Raw genomic sequence first — 17,585 nt, forward strand, 5'->3', positions numbered from 1 at the left:
AAGTGATGATCGAGAAGTGAGCAACTGAATACATGAAGAGAAGGAGGTTTCATTGTGCTTTCCGAAAGAGACATCTACGAATCAATGGAAATCAAACTAGATGAGGCTTTGCCGCCCGATCCAGTCTTCCAGCCGGGGATCAGGAGAGCGCCCAAGAGAGAGCTGAACCTCTCGCCTAACGAGATCGAACTGGCCCTCAGAAACGCGCTGCGTTACATTCCAACAAGACTTCACGAAAGGCTTGCGCCCGAGTTCCTCGAAGAGCTGCGCTCAACGGGGAGAATTTACGGATACAGGTATCGGCCTCAAGGCGAAATAAAAGGCAGACCGATCGACCAATACAGAGGAAAGTGCATTGAAGGAAGGGCCTTTCAGGTAATGATCGACAACAACCTCGACTTCGATGTGGCTCTCTATCCCTACGAGTTGGTGACTTACGGGGAGACCGGACAGGTATGCCAGAACTGGATGCAGTACAGGCTCATAAAGAGATATCTAGAAGAGTTAAGCGACGAACAGACAGTCGTCGTTATGTCCGGCCATCCACTTGGTCTATTCAGGTCAATGAAGACCAGTCCCAGGGTGATAATCACCAATGCGCTCATGATCGGGATGTTCGACGACCAGGAGCAATGGATAAGAGCCCAGGCGCTGGGTGTAGCCAACTATGGACAGATGACGGCTGGAGGCTGGATGTACATAGGGCCACAGGGAATAGTTCACGGAACCTTCAATACAATCCTTAACGCGGGAAGGCAGAAGCTTGGTATCCCGGATGACGGCGATCTCCGCGGACACCTTTTCGTCTCCTCGGGGCTCGGCGGAATGAGCGGTGCTCAGGGAAAGGCAGTGAAGATAGCCGGCGGAGTGGGAATAATCGCCGAAGTAGATCGATCGAGGATTCAGACTAGACTTGATCAGGGCTGGATCGACGAAATAGTCGATGATCCATCGAGCGCCTTCGCCCTGGCAAAGGAAAAGGCTGAGAAGAAAGAGAGCCTTGCGATCGCCTTCTTCGGAAACATTGTTGATCTGCTTGAATATGCGGTCAAGAACAACATTCACATAGAATTGCTTTCCGATCAGACGTCCTGCCACGCTCCGTACGATGGGGGTTACTGCCCCCAGGGTCTGACCTTTGAAGAGAGGACAGAGCTACTCAGTAACGACAAGAAGAGATTCGGGGAGCTGGTCGACAAATCACTGATCAGGCATTTTGATTACATAAAGCTGCTCGTCGAAAGGGGAACGTACTTCTTCGATTATGGTAACTCGTTCATGAAGGCAGTATACGATGCCGGAGCCAAAGAGATTTCTAGGAACGGTAACGATACCTCGGAGGGATTCATCTTCCCCTCCTACGTTGAGGATATAATGGGGCCCATGCTTTTCGACTACGGATACGGCCCGTTTCGATGGGTCTGCCTGAGCGGAAAGAAAGAGGATCTGCTCAAGACCGATGCGGCCGCAATGAGCTGCATAGATCCAGATCGTCGTGGTCAGGACAGAGACAATTACATCTGGATTAGAGATGCCGACAGAAACAAGCTGGTCGTCGGTACTCAGGCAAGAATACTTTATCAAGATGCCAAGGGCAGACGCGATATCGCTTTGAAGTTCAATGAAATGGTAAGGGGCGGAGAGATAGGACCGGTAATGATTGGCAGAGACCATCACGACACCGGAGGGACAGACTCCCCTTTCAGAGAGACATCTAATATCAAAGACGGAAGCAATATAATGGCGGATATGGCTACCCAATGCTTCGCAGGAAACGCCGCAAGAGGCATGAGCCTGGTCGCACTTCACAACGGAGGTGGAGTGGGAATTGGAAAGGCCATAAACGGAGGATTCGGACTCGTTCTCGACGGAAGCGAGAGAGTGGACGAAATTATTAAGACGTCGATACCCTGGGATGTGATGAGCGGAGTTGCCAGAAGAGCCTGGGCGAGAAACGAAAACGCTCTTTCCGTGGCTGCGGATTTCAACAGAGAGAGAGTGGGGAATGAGCAGATCACTCTCCCCTATCTAGTAGATGACGACATCATTCGTAGGGCCGTGAAAACAGTGATAAAGGAGTGATACACCCTTGACCATGTATTTCGCAAAGAGTGACGAAGAGACGACAAGAACTCTTCTCAAAAGGATTTTCGAGCGATCGGCAGAAGCCGGTATAAAGGACGTTGTTTTGCCGTCGACCAGCGGGCGGGTTGCAAAGCTGGCTTATGAGACCGTCCCCGATCCCATCAAGCTGACAATTGTTACTCATAGTGTCGGTTTTAGAGAACCAGATGGAGACGAATTCGACCAAGAAGTAAAAAAACTGTATACCGGAACGAGGCACTCTATTCTGACCGCTACCCACCTTTTCAGAGGGATCGACGGAGCATTCGTGAAGTCTGCAGGAGGTGCCTATCCGCCTCAAGTATTTGCTACGGCGCTCCGCCTTTTCGGCCAGGGAACGAAGGTCGCAGTTGAGATAGCGATCATGGCTGCAGATGCGGGAATGATCAGAACCGACCAGTGGGTAGTCACAGCCGGAGGAACGAGCCATGGAATCGATACGGCCTATATAATCAAGGCATGCCACTCAAATGATCTTAGCCTCTTCAAGTTCGGTGAGCTCATAGCTATTCCGTCGAGCCTATAAGCAGCTAACACAAAATGCACGGCGCGTTGATTCTCTCGAAATCAATCGCTCATCAGAAGTGAAACTGCTCGAGCGTGAGTTCCGAAGTTTCGGAATCTCCTAATTTGACTTAGGCTCTCGGTTTTCAGCCAGTTGTTGCGGAGAGTATGGCTGTTCATGTCTTGGAGGGGAATAGTAGGGGCTTCATGAACCTTGCGTAGCCCTTTTTGTCTTCCCGACTGATTGAATTCCTGGATGATTCAGGCTATAATCATTCTTATGTGGGGCCGTAGCACAGCTGGGAGCGCGCCGCCTTCGCAAGGCGGAGGCCGGGGGTTCGAATCCCCTCGGCTCCACCAGAGGGGAGATCACTCCCCTTTTTTGTTTGCTGTTCAGCTTCATACTTCCTAAGAAGCAGTTCCAAGTTTCATATTGTCAGTTGCAAGCAGAAGAAATAGTTGTCCGTTCTCGGTTCACCGTTCTCTGAAAGAGCCGCTGTGCGCCAGAAGTTCCGCTGTACGTTTAAAAGCGATGAACCCGCTGAGCGCTGTGGAGAACCGTCCTTCGTGACTCGTCCCAGATCATGGACCCGTCCTTCGCTGAGACCCAAGCCCAGATCCTGAACAGGAGCACGAGGATGACGTGAAGGACTGTCATCCCGTGATGCACCTGCACGGGATCTTGCCCTGAAGTTCCGCTACACGCCTGAAGTTCCGTTGTACGCTTAAGAACATGAACCCGCTGATCGCTGCTAAAGACACGTTGAACCAACAAAAGCTTCCCCGCGAAGCGGGCATTGCGACCTGGCGTGGTCTTCGCCAGCCTTGCGTCCCGGCATGTTCTTCGCCGGCATTGCGTCCGCCGATGCTTTTCGGCGCTTTGCGTCAATCAATTAGCATCACTTCCCGACGAAGTCGGCATTGCGTCTCATTTTACCAATGACTGGTTTCTTCTCTCTCTCTCTCTCTTCCCTCGTGAGCGCAGCGAACGTCTCGACAGCGCTCTTTCTCGATTGATCTTATCGGAGGACGGAGGACCGTTGACGGTTGACCTGAGAGGCTTCCTTCGAAGCAGCCTCACTTCCCGACGAAGTCGATCTTGCATCCCCAGGCGCTTTCTAGGCATTGGCTCTTCCACCCGTCTGAGCCGACTTTCTGGGGTATGATTGAGGGCAATTGTCATTCAAGATGATTGTACAGAGTCTCTCTGAGCTGTGATTGCTGATTTGGCTGCTGTTATGATCGATCAAGAGGTGAAAAAGTGAAAGATGACAATGGAAGGCTGCTTGATCTAGCTAAGGAAATGGCGGAGAAGATCGACAAAGGAAAAGTCTCTGTTGAAGCGGCAGTGGGTCAGCTGAGAAATAATAGAGCAACAGCTGATGAATTCTCTGCTCTTCAGTTATTGATCGGTGCTCTGAACAACAGAGACAGACTTGCTGAATTGACAGATAGCGGAAACAGTATTATGAGAATATTGTCGGCAATAAGAATTGGTGAGCTGATTTCTCCTAACGAATTTGGCAGACAGTCTCAGGAATGGAAAAACGATGAGCTTCTGATCACATCTCTATTAAGAGGAATGGTTCGAAAGAGGAAAAGGATTTGTACAGAAACAATCTCACCTCTTGCCGGAAGCTCAGACGAAGTCAACTTTCTTCTTGCACGTCTTGTTGAATATGAAAAACCGGAGTCAATAACATCTGATAATCTAATTTCGGTGGTCGCCGAAGCCGCCCTTGAAAGGGGAAGCTTCTTCTTTGATCCCGATTTTCTAGTTAATCTTTGGCGCAGAGATGAGACGGCGCATTGCAGTCTGCTCTGTATGGCCGATGGAGATGGCGATCTCATAAGATATATGATAGGTAACATTGATAAGTCTAACCGGTCTCTCGTTTTGATGGCGTTGCTGAAAGCCGCGAAGCATGGAATCGATCTTTCTCATCTCAGTCCTCTTCTCATTTCTGACCCGTATTTGAAGCAAGTCTATGGACTGCTTAAGGATCTGAAAAACGGCACGGCGATTGAAGATCCGCTCGTGCAATTCAGTTTCTACGGTGATCCGCTTCAGTCCGGGAAAGGCTCCAGTGGTGGTATGGGAACATTTCTTAGAACATTGGGGAATGGACTGGCCGAAAGCCTTCCGGGAGTTATCACGATCGTCCCTATAGATGTGAAAGAACTCCTCGAGAAAAGAAGCCTACTGAGCACTGAAAATGATCGACATTTCTTCATGTATGTTCCTTTCTTTGAGCTAGATAGGATGATTCCAGACAGCTTCCTTCGCGATCGCCTGATGGTCGAGTCGAACGTTAGAGATATTCTCGCAATGGCCAAAATCAGGCCAGCTTTTTTTCACATGCGCTTCTCCGACTTTGCATCTTATTCGATGCTTCGATTGGCGAAAAAACTTGGAGCCAGATCCTTCTTCACGATCACTCCCGACCCACAGCGTCGTTTCTCCAACCAGAATGGCGATCTGATAGATCTTGAGCCCTCAAGGGCCCTTAGAGAAACTTCTAGAGTTGAGATTGCCTGGACAATGCTCGATGAATGTGACCGGCTGTTCGGAATAGGGGCAGAAGACAGTCGTAATCAGCTCTTTTCCTACTATCCGCAGCTGCACCGGCATAACTTTTCCAAGAAGCTCCAAATGATGCCCGAGGGGATATCTTTGCGCAACGAATGCCCTTTCAGGACTAAAGGTCCGCTTTACTCACTCTTCTTTGATCAAAGCAAGGAGTTCTTTCTGGAGAGATCCTTCAGCAAGAAGCCCCTTCTTCTAAGTGTCGGCAGGTTAGATACTACAAAGGGGCAGATCAAGCTCTTGAAGGCATGGGGTGACTCGAACTTATGTACTTCATTCAATCTAGTAATAATCGGAGGAGATGTCAACAGCCCGAATGAAACTGAAGCCGGAGAACTTGCTAGGATGAGGGACTATTTGAGGATGAACGACAGAATTCGGGGAAGGTTCTGCCATCTTCCTGCGATGAGCAATGATGAGATTAGATGCCTTGAAAACAGTATCTCGCAAGTCAAAACAATCCCCTGGCCGCCGATATACATTGCACCTTCGTTCAAAGAGGAGTTCGGTATTGCGATACTTGAAGCAATGGCGGCAGGTTTTGTTGCGATAGGACCAAAACGCGGCGGCGTTAAAAGCTACATAAGACACGCGCAAAACGGCTTCCTGATTGATACAACCAGCGAGGAAACGATCAGGAAAGAGCTTCAAGAGATCCTGCTTGATAAAGAGCTTTCAGCCAGGAAACTTAAGATGATCGCCGAAAACGGAAGTAGAACTGTATACAAGAGATACTCAATCTCTGTAGTCTCAAGAATGTTTGCAGCCGCCTATTTAGATTAGCAATACGTTTTCCTGCAGTTCAAGGTCTTCTGCTCAGATCAACACACTCCCTCGAAGGATTCTGAATCAGCGTTGTTGCTTTGAAGAGACGTCAGTTGTTAACCATAGAATAACAAGGGCACGTTCACCGATATGATCGAGATAAGACGAGAACGATCTTTCGAGACGTTCGCAGCGCTCACGAGAAGGCGAGAACTCTCCCCTCTGTCTCTTTCTCTCTCTTCATCTCGTACCTTCCCGCTCTTACGAACCAAGAACAAAGCTCCTAGCTCCGGAACGAGGAACTTGGGCGCACGCGCCGGAACCGATCTTCCGATACTATCGGAGAACGGTGAACCGAGAACGGACAACCATTTTCTTATTCAACTTGCATCTTGACACTGCAACTCTCTATTTCGGAGGGCCGTTGACGGTTAACACATTTTGCTCTTCCCAAGGTTGGGTTAATCCTCCATTCGTGTGAGGACTCCTATACTTCTCTAATTCTTATTCTACTTTCGCTTACAATCACTATCTTACCCGTTACGAAGCTTCTTTTGAGAACTGGGATTAGTCTTCCTAGCGCTTCGAAAACGCTTTCTCTTGACTGGCTTCTGAGACGAAGTATAATTATTCCTGGAACTTCGGTGCGACTAAGAAGAGTAATGTCTGAGAAGCCAAGATCCTGAGTCACGAGAACTCTGTTCTCATATCCGCAAACAGCAAGAATACGATCATCAGTTGCGCCTTCAAGCTGTTCTTCTGTTACGTTCGTGGCATCGAAGTGGTTCTCACGAAAGAGCACAACAGAAGCTTTGGGAAGGTTTTCATCAAGCTTGAATTTCTCTTTCAAGGCAGAATTTCAACTCGCTCTTTCGTAAGCAGAGATGCATATTCGATAGCGGAAATGATGTCCTCACGAGCTAGTGAGGGGTATTGATCGATAATTTCCTCGAAACTATGTCCGGCTGCAAGCTCATCTAGAATGAGAGAAACAGGAATTCTCGTTCCCTTTATACAGGCTCTGCCATGGCATATATGAGGATCAAGGACAATCCTATCAAAACTTGTCATGAGAATCCTCCATTTGATCTGTCTGAACAAATTATAGCATCACTGCAACTATCGGCGATGACTGGCGAAGACCTGCTCTTGGCAGCCTTCTAACTCTTGCTCATAAATCTTCTCTTGAGCGGAGCGGACCGCTTACGCTGAAAGATCGGCTCGTCAGGAAACGCTGATCGCTGCTCAAAACAACGTTGTCCGTCAACGGTCCGCCGTCCACCGAGAAGAGCGTTTCAAGAGACTTAGAGAGTTTCTTGGCTCTTGTTCTTATAACTCACAACTTGCATCTTGGAACTTGCAACAGTTTCAAGAATGAGATACTGGCCTGAACAATGCCAGGATGACGTGAAGCAAGAAAAGACAGTCATCCCGTGATGCACCTGCACGGGATCTCGCCCTGAAGATCCGCTGTACGCTTAAGAGCAAGGACCCGCTGAGCGCTGGTAAGACCCGCTTGTAAAAAAACGCTGATCGCTGTACGCTGGAGAGAACCGCTGTACGCTTAAAAACGGTGAACCCGCTGAGCGCTGCTAAAGACAACGTTGAACCAACAAAAGCTTCCCCGCGAAGCGGGCCTTGCGACCTGGCGTGGTCTTCGCCAGCCTTGCGTCCCGGCATGTTCTTCGCCGGCATTGCGTCCGCCGATGCTTTTCGGCGCCTTGCGTCTAATCAATTAGCATCACTTCCTGGCGAAGCCAGCCTTGCGTCCGCCGATGTTCTTCGGCGCATTGCGTCTCATTTGACCAATGACTGGTTCTTCTCTCTTCTCTCGTGAGCGTAGCGAACGTCTCGATAACGCTCTTTCTCGATTGATCTTATCGGAGGACGGGTTTATTCCGAGAACGGTGGACCGTTGACGGTTGACCTGAGAGGCTTCCTGCGAAACAGCATCACTTCCCAATCACTGACTTCGTGATAGAATAATCGGAGAAAGGAGAGATCGGTTGTGAGAAAGACTTTGATAGATGAAGAAGTTCGTAGTTTGTCTTGTAACGTAAGAGTGAGTGGAATCTATGCAAAGCGAATTGTTGAGGCACTTAAGAAGCCTGCTTCTTCTGATTCAATAGAGAAGAACAGAGCCGCCTCGGATCTTGTTAGAAAACTGCGGAAATAATGGGCTCCGGAAAGCCTCATATAAGAGATTTTCAAGAAAACCTTCAACTTGTAAGGTTCAACGCCGTGTACAGAATTGACTTGTTTTCATGCGGGATCGGAGAATACGATACTTTTTTTACTGAGTTTGCGCAAGACTATGAAAACAGGATGATTAGTGCAACTCACTTACTCGTGAACAGGAGCAATGCGGACATAGTTGCTTACATGACATTATCGATGGCTTCCATAACCATATCTGAAGATGAAAGAGAGGACGCTGATATTGGGATATCTTGTTTAACTCCATACCATCAATGAAAATCGGCAAGCTTGCTGTCTCGTTAGATTATAGGAAGAAATACTCGGGAATAGGTTCTCTGATGATTCAGATTGCAAGAGGTATTGCAAATGATGCTATCACCGACGGAGTTGCAACACGATTCATTGTAATTGACGCCGATGTTGGAAACGACCCTGAACTGGTCACTTTCTATTCCAAAAACGGGTTCAAGAGGAATGAAAGATACTCAGCCAAGAAAAACAAACGAACTCTGAGCATGCGGCTTGATATTCTTCTAGATTGAAAGCCTCATAGTCATCATTTTGTTCTCCTTTCATCTTGTCGCTAGTAAAGAGAGTTTCTTTGCTCTTACTACACCCGATCTTCTTAACCCGTTCTTTCTAACCCACCCCAATAACCCGAATTTCTTAACCCGTAATTACCAAGCCGCTTTTTCTCGATCTCGCCTTCCGGATAACAAACAACCGATAACGGCCAACGGTCTTTCGAAGCGAAGCTTCATTTCAAACTCAAAGCGTCTTCTCGCTCAAAGATCCGCTGCACGCTTAAGAACAAGGACCCGCTGGTCGCTGGAAGAACCGCTTGTAAAAAAACGCTGATCGCTGTACGCTGGAGAGCGCTGCGCGCTTAAAATCAAGAACCCGCTGTACGCTTTAAAACATGGTTTGGCGTTGACCGTTCAAGATCATGAACCCGTTCACTGATAAGACCGTCGAGAAAGAGCACTGTCGAGACGTTCGCTGCGCTCACGAGAAGACGAGAACTCTCTCCTCTGTCTCTTTCTCTCTCTTCAACTCGTACCTTCCCGCTCTTACTAACCAAGAACAAAGCTCCTAGCTCCGGAACGAGGAACTTGGGCGCAACGCGCCGGAACCGATCTTCCGATACTATCGGAGAACGGTGAACCGATAACGGACAACCATTTTCTTATTCAACTCGCAACTTGTCACTTGCAACTGTTTCAAAGATCGAGATCCTGGCCTGAACATTGCCAGGATGACGTGAAGCAAGGAAAGACAGTCATCCCGTGATGCACCTGCACGGGATCTGCTCTTCCTAACCAAGTCTCGATAACCCGCTTGTATCAACCCGATCTTTCTAACGCGCACTATGTAACCCGTTCCTAAACTAGGCTCTTCCGCCCGGCGCAGCCGGTACTGGCCTTTGCTCTTACTACACCCGATCTTCATAACCCGCTCTTTCAAACCCGAAGTGCTTAACCCGTACCTAATAACCCACTCTCTATTCTCCTGTCTGAGAACCGACAACGACCACCTGATTTTGGTCTTCCAGCGTTCAGCGCTCAGCGAAAAGCGGGCTTTGTCGCCTCCTTCGAAGCACCATCACTTCCGCCGATGTTCTTCGGCGCATCACGTCCCTCCGAAGGTGGCATCACGTCCCTCCGAAGGTGGCATCACTTCCCGACGAAGTCGGCCTTGCGTCTCATTTGACCAATGACTGGTTCTTCTCTCTCTCTCTCTTCTCTCGTGAGCGTAGCGAACCACTCCACAACGCTCTTTCTCAATGGTCTTTGTTTGCCCGCATAGCGTAACTGGCCATAGCGAAGCAAAGACTGGCCACCGAAGGTCACTGGCTCCTGAAAATCCGTTGTACGCATAAGAACAAGGACCCGCTGATCGCTGCTAAAGACAACGTTGAACCAACAAAAGCTTCCCCGCGAAGCGGGCCTTGCGACCTGGCGTGGTCTTCGCCAGCCTTGCGTCTTTCAACTGCTGCTATGCTCTTCTCGGAGAACGGAGAACCGTTGACGGCCAACGGCGCTTTTCAGCGCATCACTTCCCGACGAAGTCGGCCTCGCCTCTCGCATTTATCTCTTCCTAACTTGATCTCACAGGACATCGATGAATTCTTTATATCCCAGAGCTTTATAGCCCTTCTTGCGGTTTTCAAACATCTTCTTCAGCATAGGGACATTCTCATCTACGTAGTCGTATATTCTGACCTCATGTTTCCCGAAGTTTTCTCTGTGCAGTCTTCCTGCATATTGCTGAAGAACACCCTTCCAGGAAATCGGAAAGGTGAGGAAGAGAGTGTCAAGTCTTGGGTCATCGAATCCCTCCCCTAGATATCTTCCTGTTGAAAGCAGCGCGAGACCGTTGTCAGCGTTTCTGAAACTGTTGAGATTCTCGCTCTGTATCTTCTTTGACTGCTTCCCGTGTAAGAGAAAGATTTTGTTCTCCAAACCACCCAGCATCTCGTAAAGAGTCTCGATATGAAGAACCCTCTCAGAGAAGACTAGGCAATACCTTCCTGCTTCTATGGCCTTCCTAATGTCGTTGCATATTAGGACATTTCTATCCCTATCGGTTTCGATCGCTTTGTAGATCTCTTTGGGTTTGGAATCTGGTTGTGTTTCAAGACCGGTCTGCCTAGGCACATACGTTCGTTCGAAGAAGAACTTCCCCTTTCTAGTTATCCTGTGCCTGATAGGGCCGCACTGCATGAACATTATTGGGTCGTGACCATCTCTTCTCTTTGGCGAGGCCGTCAGACCTGTCACATACTGCGCCGGAATGCTCCTGATAACTCTTTCAAGTGTGAAGGCGGGAATGTGCTGGCATTCATCGACGATAACATGCCCATAATCCGGAAGATTCTTCAGAGAATCCTCATTTCGGCTAAGTGTCTGTATTAGAGCAATGTCAAGAATCCCCTTTGCCGTATTCTTTCCTTGACCAATCTGTCCTATCTCATCAGGAGCGACCTGCAGGAACTCTTGCACGCTTTCCTCCCACTGTCTCAGAAGCTCTCTTCGATGAACGAGAATGAGTGTGTTTCTCTTTCGCTGCGCGATCAAGTTCAAGGCGATTACGGTCTTTCCCGAACCCGTAGGAGCGCAGAGAATCCCGAAGTCATGCTCCAACATCTCACTGACAGCCATATCCTGTTCCTTTGTCAGATTCCCGCAGAAGGCGACATTGACATGACTTCCGCTGCAGCGTTTATCTTCAAGCTTCACATCGATTCCGTTGCTTTTCAGAAGGTCAATTGAATCGTCCAGACAGCCTCTCGGCAAGAGAAAGTCGATCTCATCTTCTTCTGCGCAGTTGATTCGTCTTGGTTTGTTGTAAGTGGGAAGCCTCATAGCCTGAGCCCTGAAAAACTCAGGATTGTCGAATGTGGCAAGCTTCAGCAACTCACCCATAATCGAGGGCGGCAAAGAATCCTTCTCAATCCTTATAACGCTGTCAAGCTTTAGAGTGACCTCTTCAGGGATCGGCTTAGTATTTGCAACGGTCACAGAAAATCTGTTCCCGTCACTGTCATCAGAAATGTCTCGCAGAATACGCGCAACTTCCTTGTGGCTGATGCGTTTTATAGATGAGAGAAAGGCCCATTGATCATCATAGGGTTCGAAATCTTTATCCAGGAAAACTGTGTTTTCAGCTTTGCGCAACATTCCCTGCAGAGGGAGAGCGATCAGATTACCCAGTCCGCCCTTTGGCATAGTATCCTGGTTCGGAAAGAACCTGTCATAAGAGCTCAATGAGAGCCTCGGTCGATGTTCCAGGACCTTCGCGAGCAAAGAAAAGCCCATCTTTCTAGCGAGCGATGCCCTAATCGGCTCGCTAAAGAAGAACCAGAGATGACAACCCTTACCGGATCTCGATCTCTCCAAATACACCGGAACGGAAAAAGCCGCACATGCGTTCATGAAGGCACGTGCATCATCCATCCAGCTTTCTCCATCTAGATCGGCGGCAAAGAACCTGCACGTTTCGTCTTCAATGAGCGGATAAATACCTATCGAGATCTTTCCTGAAAGATGATTGTAGATCACCCGATCAGTAAGCGGCGCGAATTCTCTCGAATAGCACTGAGTGCACTTGATCTGAGGTTTCCTGCAAATGCCCTTCTTCCAGATGTTCTTGCAAACTGGCTGGTACCCGGAAGAACCATCTGCTCCTTCCCATCGAAGTGCATACAAATCCTGCCTGCCAAAGAAAAGAGATCTGTAGAGGGCAATCTTCTCATCAGGCGATGAATAGTGTGATACCTTCGAACTGCCGCTTGTTTGCGCTTCCGTGTTCTGTCTCAAACATTCATTAACGGCTTCAAGCTCCTCTATTCGTTTTTTCAGTCTCTGGAGATCATTGTCCATAAAGCAACTCCCTCATTTATAGTATACAAAAGATGACCGAAAAGTGCATTAGCCTACTCGTGTGGTTGTCAGGAATCAACTCCACTGATTGATGATGTTGAAGCAGAGGTTCTTGACGGCTTTTGTTCTGAATTCCAGTTACTGCATAGCAAATCAGCAACGCTGAGATGTTCCTGAAGAATCAACAACGCTCAGGAATTACTTTACATTTACGATCCAAATATATGAACTGTCTATATTGTGTGTAATTAAGAGTCAAGGAAGCAGAGGAGATGAAGAAAGGTTAGTATCGTTTTTTGAAGATTCATCCGTTTCCATTGAGGAGGATTTCTGCGGTACGCTTTGAAGAGATCAGTCCTCCGTCATCAGTCCAAGAACAAGGACCTGTTCACCGCTAAGACCATTCGATCGAGAAAGAGCAATGTCGAGACGTTCGCTTCGCTCACGAGAAGACGAGAATCAGAACCCTTCGACCCGTCATCCCGTAGAGCCCGCCCCAGAATCCACTCACTTTGTCATCCCGCAGTGCTCCTGTGCGGGATCTCCCTCAAAGAACCGCTGTACGCTTAAAAGCGGTGAACCCGCTGAGCGCTGGTAAGACCCGCTTGCAAAAAAACGCTGATCGCTGTGGAGAACCGTCCTTCGTGACTCGTCCCAGATATGGACCCGTCCTTCGCTGAGACCCAAGCCCAGATCCTGAACAGGAGCACTTCAGGATGACGTGAAGGACTGTCATCCCGATATGAAACTGATCGGGATCTCGAATGTAAGAGCCGCTGTACGCTGGAAGAGCGGTCCTCCGTCAGCCGTCCAAGAACAAGTATCCGTTCACCGATAATACCGTCGAGAAAGAGCAATGTCGAGACGTTCGCTTCGCTCACGAGAAGACGAGAACTCTCTCCTCTGTCTCTTTCTTTCTCTTCAGCTCGTACCTTCCCGCTCTTACTAACCAAGAAGAAAGCTCCTAGCTCCGGAACGAGGAACTTGGGCGCAACGCGCCGGAACCGATCTTCCGATACTATCGGAGAACGGCGAACCGATAACGGATAACCTTCCTTATTCAACTTGCAACTGTTTCAAAGATCGATATTCTGACCAGGAACTTCGAGAATGACGGAAAGTAAGAAAAGACTGGATCTTGTCTCTTCTGTCGTTTCGAAGCGGAACTCTAAAAAGAGCGCTTTCTAGGTAGGTCTTGTCGGATAGACATCAAACAGAAGAGAGGCAACGACTAGTTCCTTGCCTCTGGATTTTTGGTCGTGCAACCTAAGAGCGGAAGACTAATCATGTTTCATTTGATGCTTGCAAGTGTCAATGGAATGCCAGTAATATGCTAGAATTAAAACACTGTAGGTGATGAACGTGAAATACTACGAGCAACTTGCAAGGTTGGGGGTTTTCACAAAGAGCGACGTGGAAAAACTTGTCGGAAAAAGCGAGACAGCTGATTCTCTACTGCAAAACTACAAGAAGCGTGGCTTAATTGAGCAGGTGAAGCGAAACCTATATGTGACAAGAAGCCTAGAGACCGGGCAGGCGATAGCTGGCCGATATAGAATCGCATCGAAGATCAAGCCACAATCTTATATTACGCATCACTCTGCTTATGAGTACTACGGATATGCCAACCAAGTCTATTATGAGGTATATGTGAGCGCAAAGACGAAGTTCTCTGAGTTTACCTTTGATGATGTGAGATATCGTTTTATATCCCCACGAATACTTGATGGAGTTGTCATGAATCCAGATGGTGTGAGAACAACAGACATGGAGAGGACCACACTTGACAGCATCAATGACTTTGAGAGGATAGGAGGTCTTGAAGAACTGCTTCGCTGCTTGGACGCTGTTCCCTCACTCAGTGAAAGCAAATTGGTATCTTATCTTGGTCAATATAGCAAGAGATTTCTTTATCAAAAGACTGGATACATACTGGGGCATTTTCAGAGCAAATTTCGCCTATCTGAAGGGTTCTTCGAGCTATGTGAACTGGCGAATGGCAAGAGTGTCAGGTACTTCTATAACGCAATACGCTTTGAATCACCAACTTACGATTCCAGATGGAACCTCTTCGTTCCGGAAGATCTCATGGCGATAATCTCGAAAGGAGTAAGAGACACAGGTGAAATACGATAAACGAACCATCGGGCAACTCGCGTCAGAATTGGGTTTTGTCCGTGATACATACGAGAAAACACTGAGATTAGTCGAGGTACTTCAATTCATAGACTCGGATACCCTTTTATCGGAATCTCTGGCTCTGAAGGGCGGAACGGCAATCAACCTAATGATTACGCAGCTTCCGCGACTATCGGTTGATATTGACCTTGACTACTGAAGAAGCCTATCCAGGGATACCATGAGGGGCTGTCATTCTGTAAAGCCTACGCTTATGAGCCTCCCCTGGAATCCACTCACTTAGCCTGCCCTGGAAATGTTCTGTTCAGGGTCATCCCGTAGTGGTTCTGTACGGGATCTCGCTCTTGCCAAACCGAGACCCCAGACCCGAAACCCGCTCCTCGTAATGCTTCTTCTCGTTATCTCGCAATTGCCCGTTCTCATCCTCTCACGAGCGAAGCGAGTTCTCTCTTGTTCTCAGTACCTACCACTTGACTTATGAACAATCGAGTTGCTATAATTCTGTCAGTGAATGAATAATAAAGGAGCGACTATGGATCTTTCCGAGTTTTCATTTTTCAATCCGTCTCCGAATTTCAGAGAGATGAGTATTCTGAAGGCCCTGATTGAGAGTTCTTCCGTCTCTCAGGAGAGGCTCGCGCGAATTGCCGGTATCGTTCCCAGTATGGTCAACAAGTATATAAGAGACTTTGAAGATTCCCGTCTCATTCAGAAAGAGGGCGAAAACCGAAGGAATATGCGATACGTACTGACTGAAGCGGGTAAATTCAGGCTGCAGTATCTGACTATTCTTTATCTAAAAGAGGCGGCAAAGCTCTACACGGAATCGAGAGAGATATTTGGAGAGGTTCTCGATACGATCAAAGAGAGTGAACACGAGAGCTTCTATCTTTACGGCGCCGGGATTATCGGAGGGATTCTTGCGGACGTCCTCAGAACCGAAGGAGTCAAGATAATCGGTTTCATAGACGATTCGCAATCGAAGCAAAATGGAACATTTCACGATCTTCATGTGTCTTCACCCGAAGAAGTGAAAAGCGATGTTGAAACCGCGGTGATCGTCGCGTCGTTCAGACATGCAAACAACATAGTCAAGAACGCAAAAGAAAAGGGAATGAAAAACGTAATGGTATTCACAATATCCAAATTAGGCAAAGTTGAACTAGAAGAGCTTGTGTAACGAGAAAAACCATTTTCGAGAGGGCGAGATGACGAGAGTTACGTTCCTGAGGCAAATTATCGGCACAAATCTTCAATAAGGAGAATGTGATTCTAATCTCCTCGTCCGTTTGAAATCTCGGCTCCGTCTTCTCCAAGTACAGGCGTCCTCTCGACAGAAACATGGAGGTTCTATGCATATACCACTATTCGATCTGACAAGGCAATACAACGAGTTAAGAGAAGAGGTTCTCCAGGAGATAGACGAGGCACTGCTAGGCGGAAGGGTGATTCTGGGTGAAGCTGTAAGAGAGCTGGAACAAAGCGTAGCCGATCTAATTGGAGCAAAGCATGCGATTGGAGTTGCAAATGGATCAGATGCTCTTCTAATTGCCGTGGCCGCTCTGGGAATAGGCCCAGGAGACTATGTGATTACAACTCCCTATACCTTCTTCGCTACAGTCAGCTGCATTACCAGAAACGGCGCTACCCCCCTTTTCACGGATATCGACCCGGTAACTTACAACATCGACCTTGACAAGGTCGAAGAACTGCTCCAAACCCATCCGGAAAGAGAAAAGATCAAAGCGATAATCCCGGTTCATCTCTTCGGTCAGTCTATGAATCTTGAGAGACTCCAGAACATAAGAGAGATATACGGAGTTAAGATAATCGAAGACTGCGCACAGTCAATTGGCTCGAGATGGAACCATCCAGATGGATCGACTATTATGACAGGCTCGATCGGAGATTTGTCGACTTTCTCTTTCTTCCCGACGAAGAACCTGGGTGCCTATGGCGACGGCGGAATGATAACAACAGATGACGACGAACTCGCAGCATTCTGCAAAAGTTACAGAGTCCACGGCTCACCCGTGAAATATGTTCACAAAATGATAGGCATAAACTCTAGACTTGACGAACTCCAGGCAATAGTTCTGAATATAAAACTTAAACACCTGGAAGAATACGAAAGAAGAAGAATTGAAATAGCCGAGAAGTATCAAGCCGAGATGATAAAGAACGGCTTGAACGTTGTATGTTGTAGGTTGTCGGTTGTGGGTAAAGATAAGTCTCTTTCGAACAACGCACAACCCACAACCCACAACGATGTCGTAATTCACTGCCCCTCTGTTCCTTATTCGGCGGACGGTGAACAGGCGACGGCTAACGATTATCGCTTCTCTCACGTCTTCCATCAGTACGTGGTGAGATTAGAAGGCTTCAGCAGAGAAGAGAGAGACAGACTGAGAGATTATCTCGCCAGTAACGGTATCGGCACATCGATCTACTATCCCATGGGCCTTCACCAGCAGAAGTGCTTTGAGTACCTCGGTTATAGGACGGGGGGATTTCCCGTGACCGAGAAGGCCTGTGAAGAGACACTTGCCCTGCCGATATTCCCTGAAATGAGAGATGAAGAAATCAAATACGTGGTCGAAAGAATTGCTGAATTTGTCTCGAACGAGAGATAAGAGAGAAAGACCATTGACGAGAGTGCGCTTCGCGCAGGAGAAATGATCTTCAGAAAAGAAGACTGACAACAAAAATACTCTGAAAACATGACCGAGGTGTTGTGGCTTGTTGGGGAACGAGAAGGCACTGGGTATTTGGGAGAAGAAACTTGGAACGTCTGCACTTGCCAGTTTTTGCAGATTCTTGTTCTTGCATTTATTTCTAGAAGGTGCAAACGGAATTCTATATAGGGCTTCCTGAAAAAGCACACA

General features: G+C 48.0%; 13 protein-coding genes and 1 tRNA gene. 11 read left to right on the forward strand and 3 right to left on the reverse strand.

The annotated features are described in order from the left end of the window. The first annotated feature begins 54 nt into the window (after positions 1-54). The 4 genes from V512_RS05370 (at position 55) to V512_RS05385 (ending at position 5,998) form a co-directional block, all read left to right on the forward strand. On the forward strand, positions 55-2,082 hold the full coding sequence (locus V512_RS05370; RefSeq protein ID WP_099829434.1) for a urocanate hydratase: 2,028 nt from the start codon (positions 55-57) through the stop codon (positions 2,080-2,082). Between the two features lie 13 nt (positions 2,083-2,095). After that, positions 2,096-2,650, forward strand: a complete 555-nt coding sequence (locus tag V512_RS05375; RefSeq protein ID WP_243392267.1) for a pyruvate kinase alpha/beta domain-containing protein — start codon at positions 2,096-2,098, stop codon at positions 2,648-2,650. Positions 2,651-2,912: 262 nt separating this feature from the next. Then, positions 2,913-2,988 (forward strand) — tRNA-Ala (locus tag V512_RS05380). A 901-nt stretch (positions 2,989-3,889) separates the two neighbouring features. Continuing rightward, a complete protein-coding gene (locus V512_RS05385; RefSeq protein WP_243392264.1) occupies positions 3,890-5,998 on the forward strand; it encodes a glycosyltransferase in 2,109 nt (702 codons plus the stop codon). Between the two features lie 469 nt (positions 5,999-6,467). On the opposite strand, the gene V512_RS05395 is transcribed toward V512_RS05385, so the two are convergent. Then, positions 6,468-6,830 (reverse strand): DUF5615 family PIN-like protein, encoded by a 363-nt coding sequence (locus V512_RS05395; protein ID WP_099829437.1) that lies wholly within the window; start codon positions 6,828-6,830, stop codon positions 6,468-6,470. Continuing rightward, positions 6,827-7,051 (reverse strand): DUF433 domain-containing protein, encoded by a 225-nt coding sequence (locus V512_RS05400; protein ID WP_099829438.1) that lies wholly within the window; start codon positions 7,049-7,051, stop codon positions 6,827-6,829. Before V512_RS05400 ends, V512_RS05395 begins: the two co-directional genes overlap by 4 nt. 937 nt (positions 7,052-7,988) lie before the next feature. Between V512_RS05400 and V512_RS14570 the strand changes: the two genes are divergently transcribed. The 3 genes from V512_RS14570 (at position 7,989) to V512_RS05410 (ending at position 8,721) form a co-directional block, all read left to right on the forward strand. Beyond that, entirely contained in the window at positions 7,989-8,156 is a 168-nt protein-coding gene (locus V512_RS14570; protein ID WP_165775348.1) for a hypothetical protein, read from the forward strand. A gap of 65 nt (positions 8,157-8,221) precedes the next feature. Next, positions 8,222-8,455, forward strand: a complete 234-nt coding sequence (locus V512_RS05405; RefSeq protein ID WP_133117322.1) for a hypothetical protein — start codon at positions 8,222-8,224, stop codon at positions 8,453-8,455. Between the two features lie 62 nt (positions 8,456-8,517). After that, on the forward strand, positions 8,518-8,721 hold the full coding sequence (locus tag V512_RS05410; RefSeq protein WP_133117323.1) for a hypothetical protein: 204 nt from the start codon (positions 8,518-8,520) through the stop codon (positions 8,719-8,721). Between the two features lie 1,566 nt (positions 8,722-10,287). Here the strand turns inward: V512_RS05410 and V512_RS05420 are convergent. Then, entirely contained in the window at positions 10,288-12,561 is a 2,274-nt protein-coding gene (locus tag V512_RS05420) for a DEAD/DEAH box helicase (protein ID WP_099829442.1), read from the reverse strand. Positions 12,562-13,917: 1,356 nt separating this feature from the next. Between V512_RS05420 and V512_RS05430 the strand changes: the two genes are divergently transcribed. The 4 genes from V512_RS05430 to V512_RS05445 all read left to right on the forward strand — a co-directional run bounded on the left by V512_RS05430 (position 13,918) and on the right by V512_RS05445 (position 17,333). Then, positions 13,918-14,697, forward strand: a complete 780-nt coding sequence (locus V512_RS05430) for a type IV toxin-antitoxin system AbiEi family antitoxin (RefSeq protein WP_243392265.1) — start codon at positions 13,918-13,920, stop codon at positions 14,695-14,697. Further along, a complete protein-coding gene (locus V512_RS05435) occupies positions 14,684-14,899 on the forward strand; it encodes a nucleotidyl transferase AbiEii/AbiGii toxin family protein (protein WP_099829445.1) in 216 nt (71 codons plus the stop codon). Before V512_RS05430 ends, V512_RS05435 begins: the two co-directional genes overlap by 14 nt. Positions 14,900-15,232: 333 nt before the next feature. Next, on the forward strand, positions 15,233-15,880 hold the full coding sequence (locus V512_RS05440; RefSeq protein ID WP_099829446.1) for a winged helix-turn-helix transcriptional regulator: 648 nt from the start codon (positions 15,233-15,235) through the stop codon (positions 15,878-15,880). Between the two features lie 172 nt (positions 15,881-16,052). Further along, positions 16,053-17,333 (forward strand): DegT/DnrJ/EryC1/StrS family aminotransferase, encoded by a 1,281-nt coding sequence (locus V512_RS05445; RefSeq protein WP_099829447.1) that lies wholly within the window; start codon positions 16,053-16,055, stop codon positions 17,331-17,333. The last annotated feature ends 252 nt before the right edge of the window (positions 17,334-17,585 follow it).

The organism is Mesotoga sp. Brook.08.105.5.1 (assembly GCF_002752635.1).
Lineage (GTDB): Bacteria > Thermotogota > Thermotogae > Petrotogales > Kosmotogaceae > Mesotoga.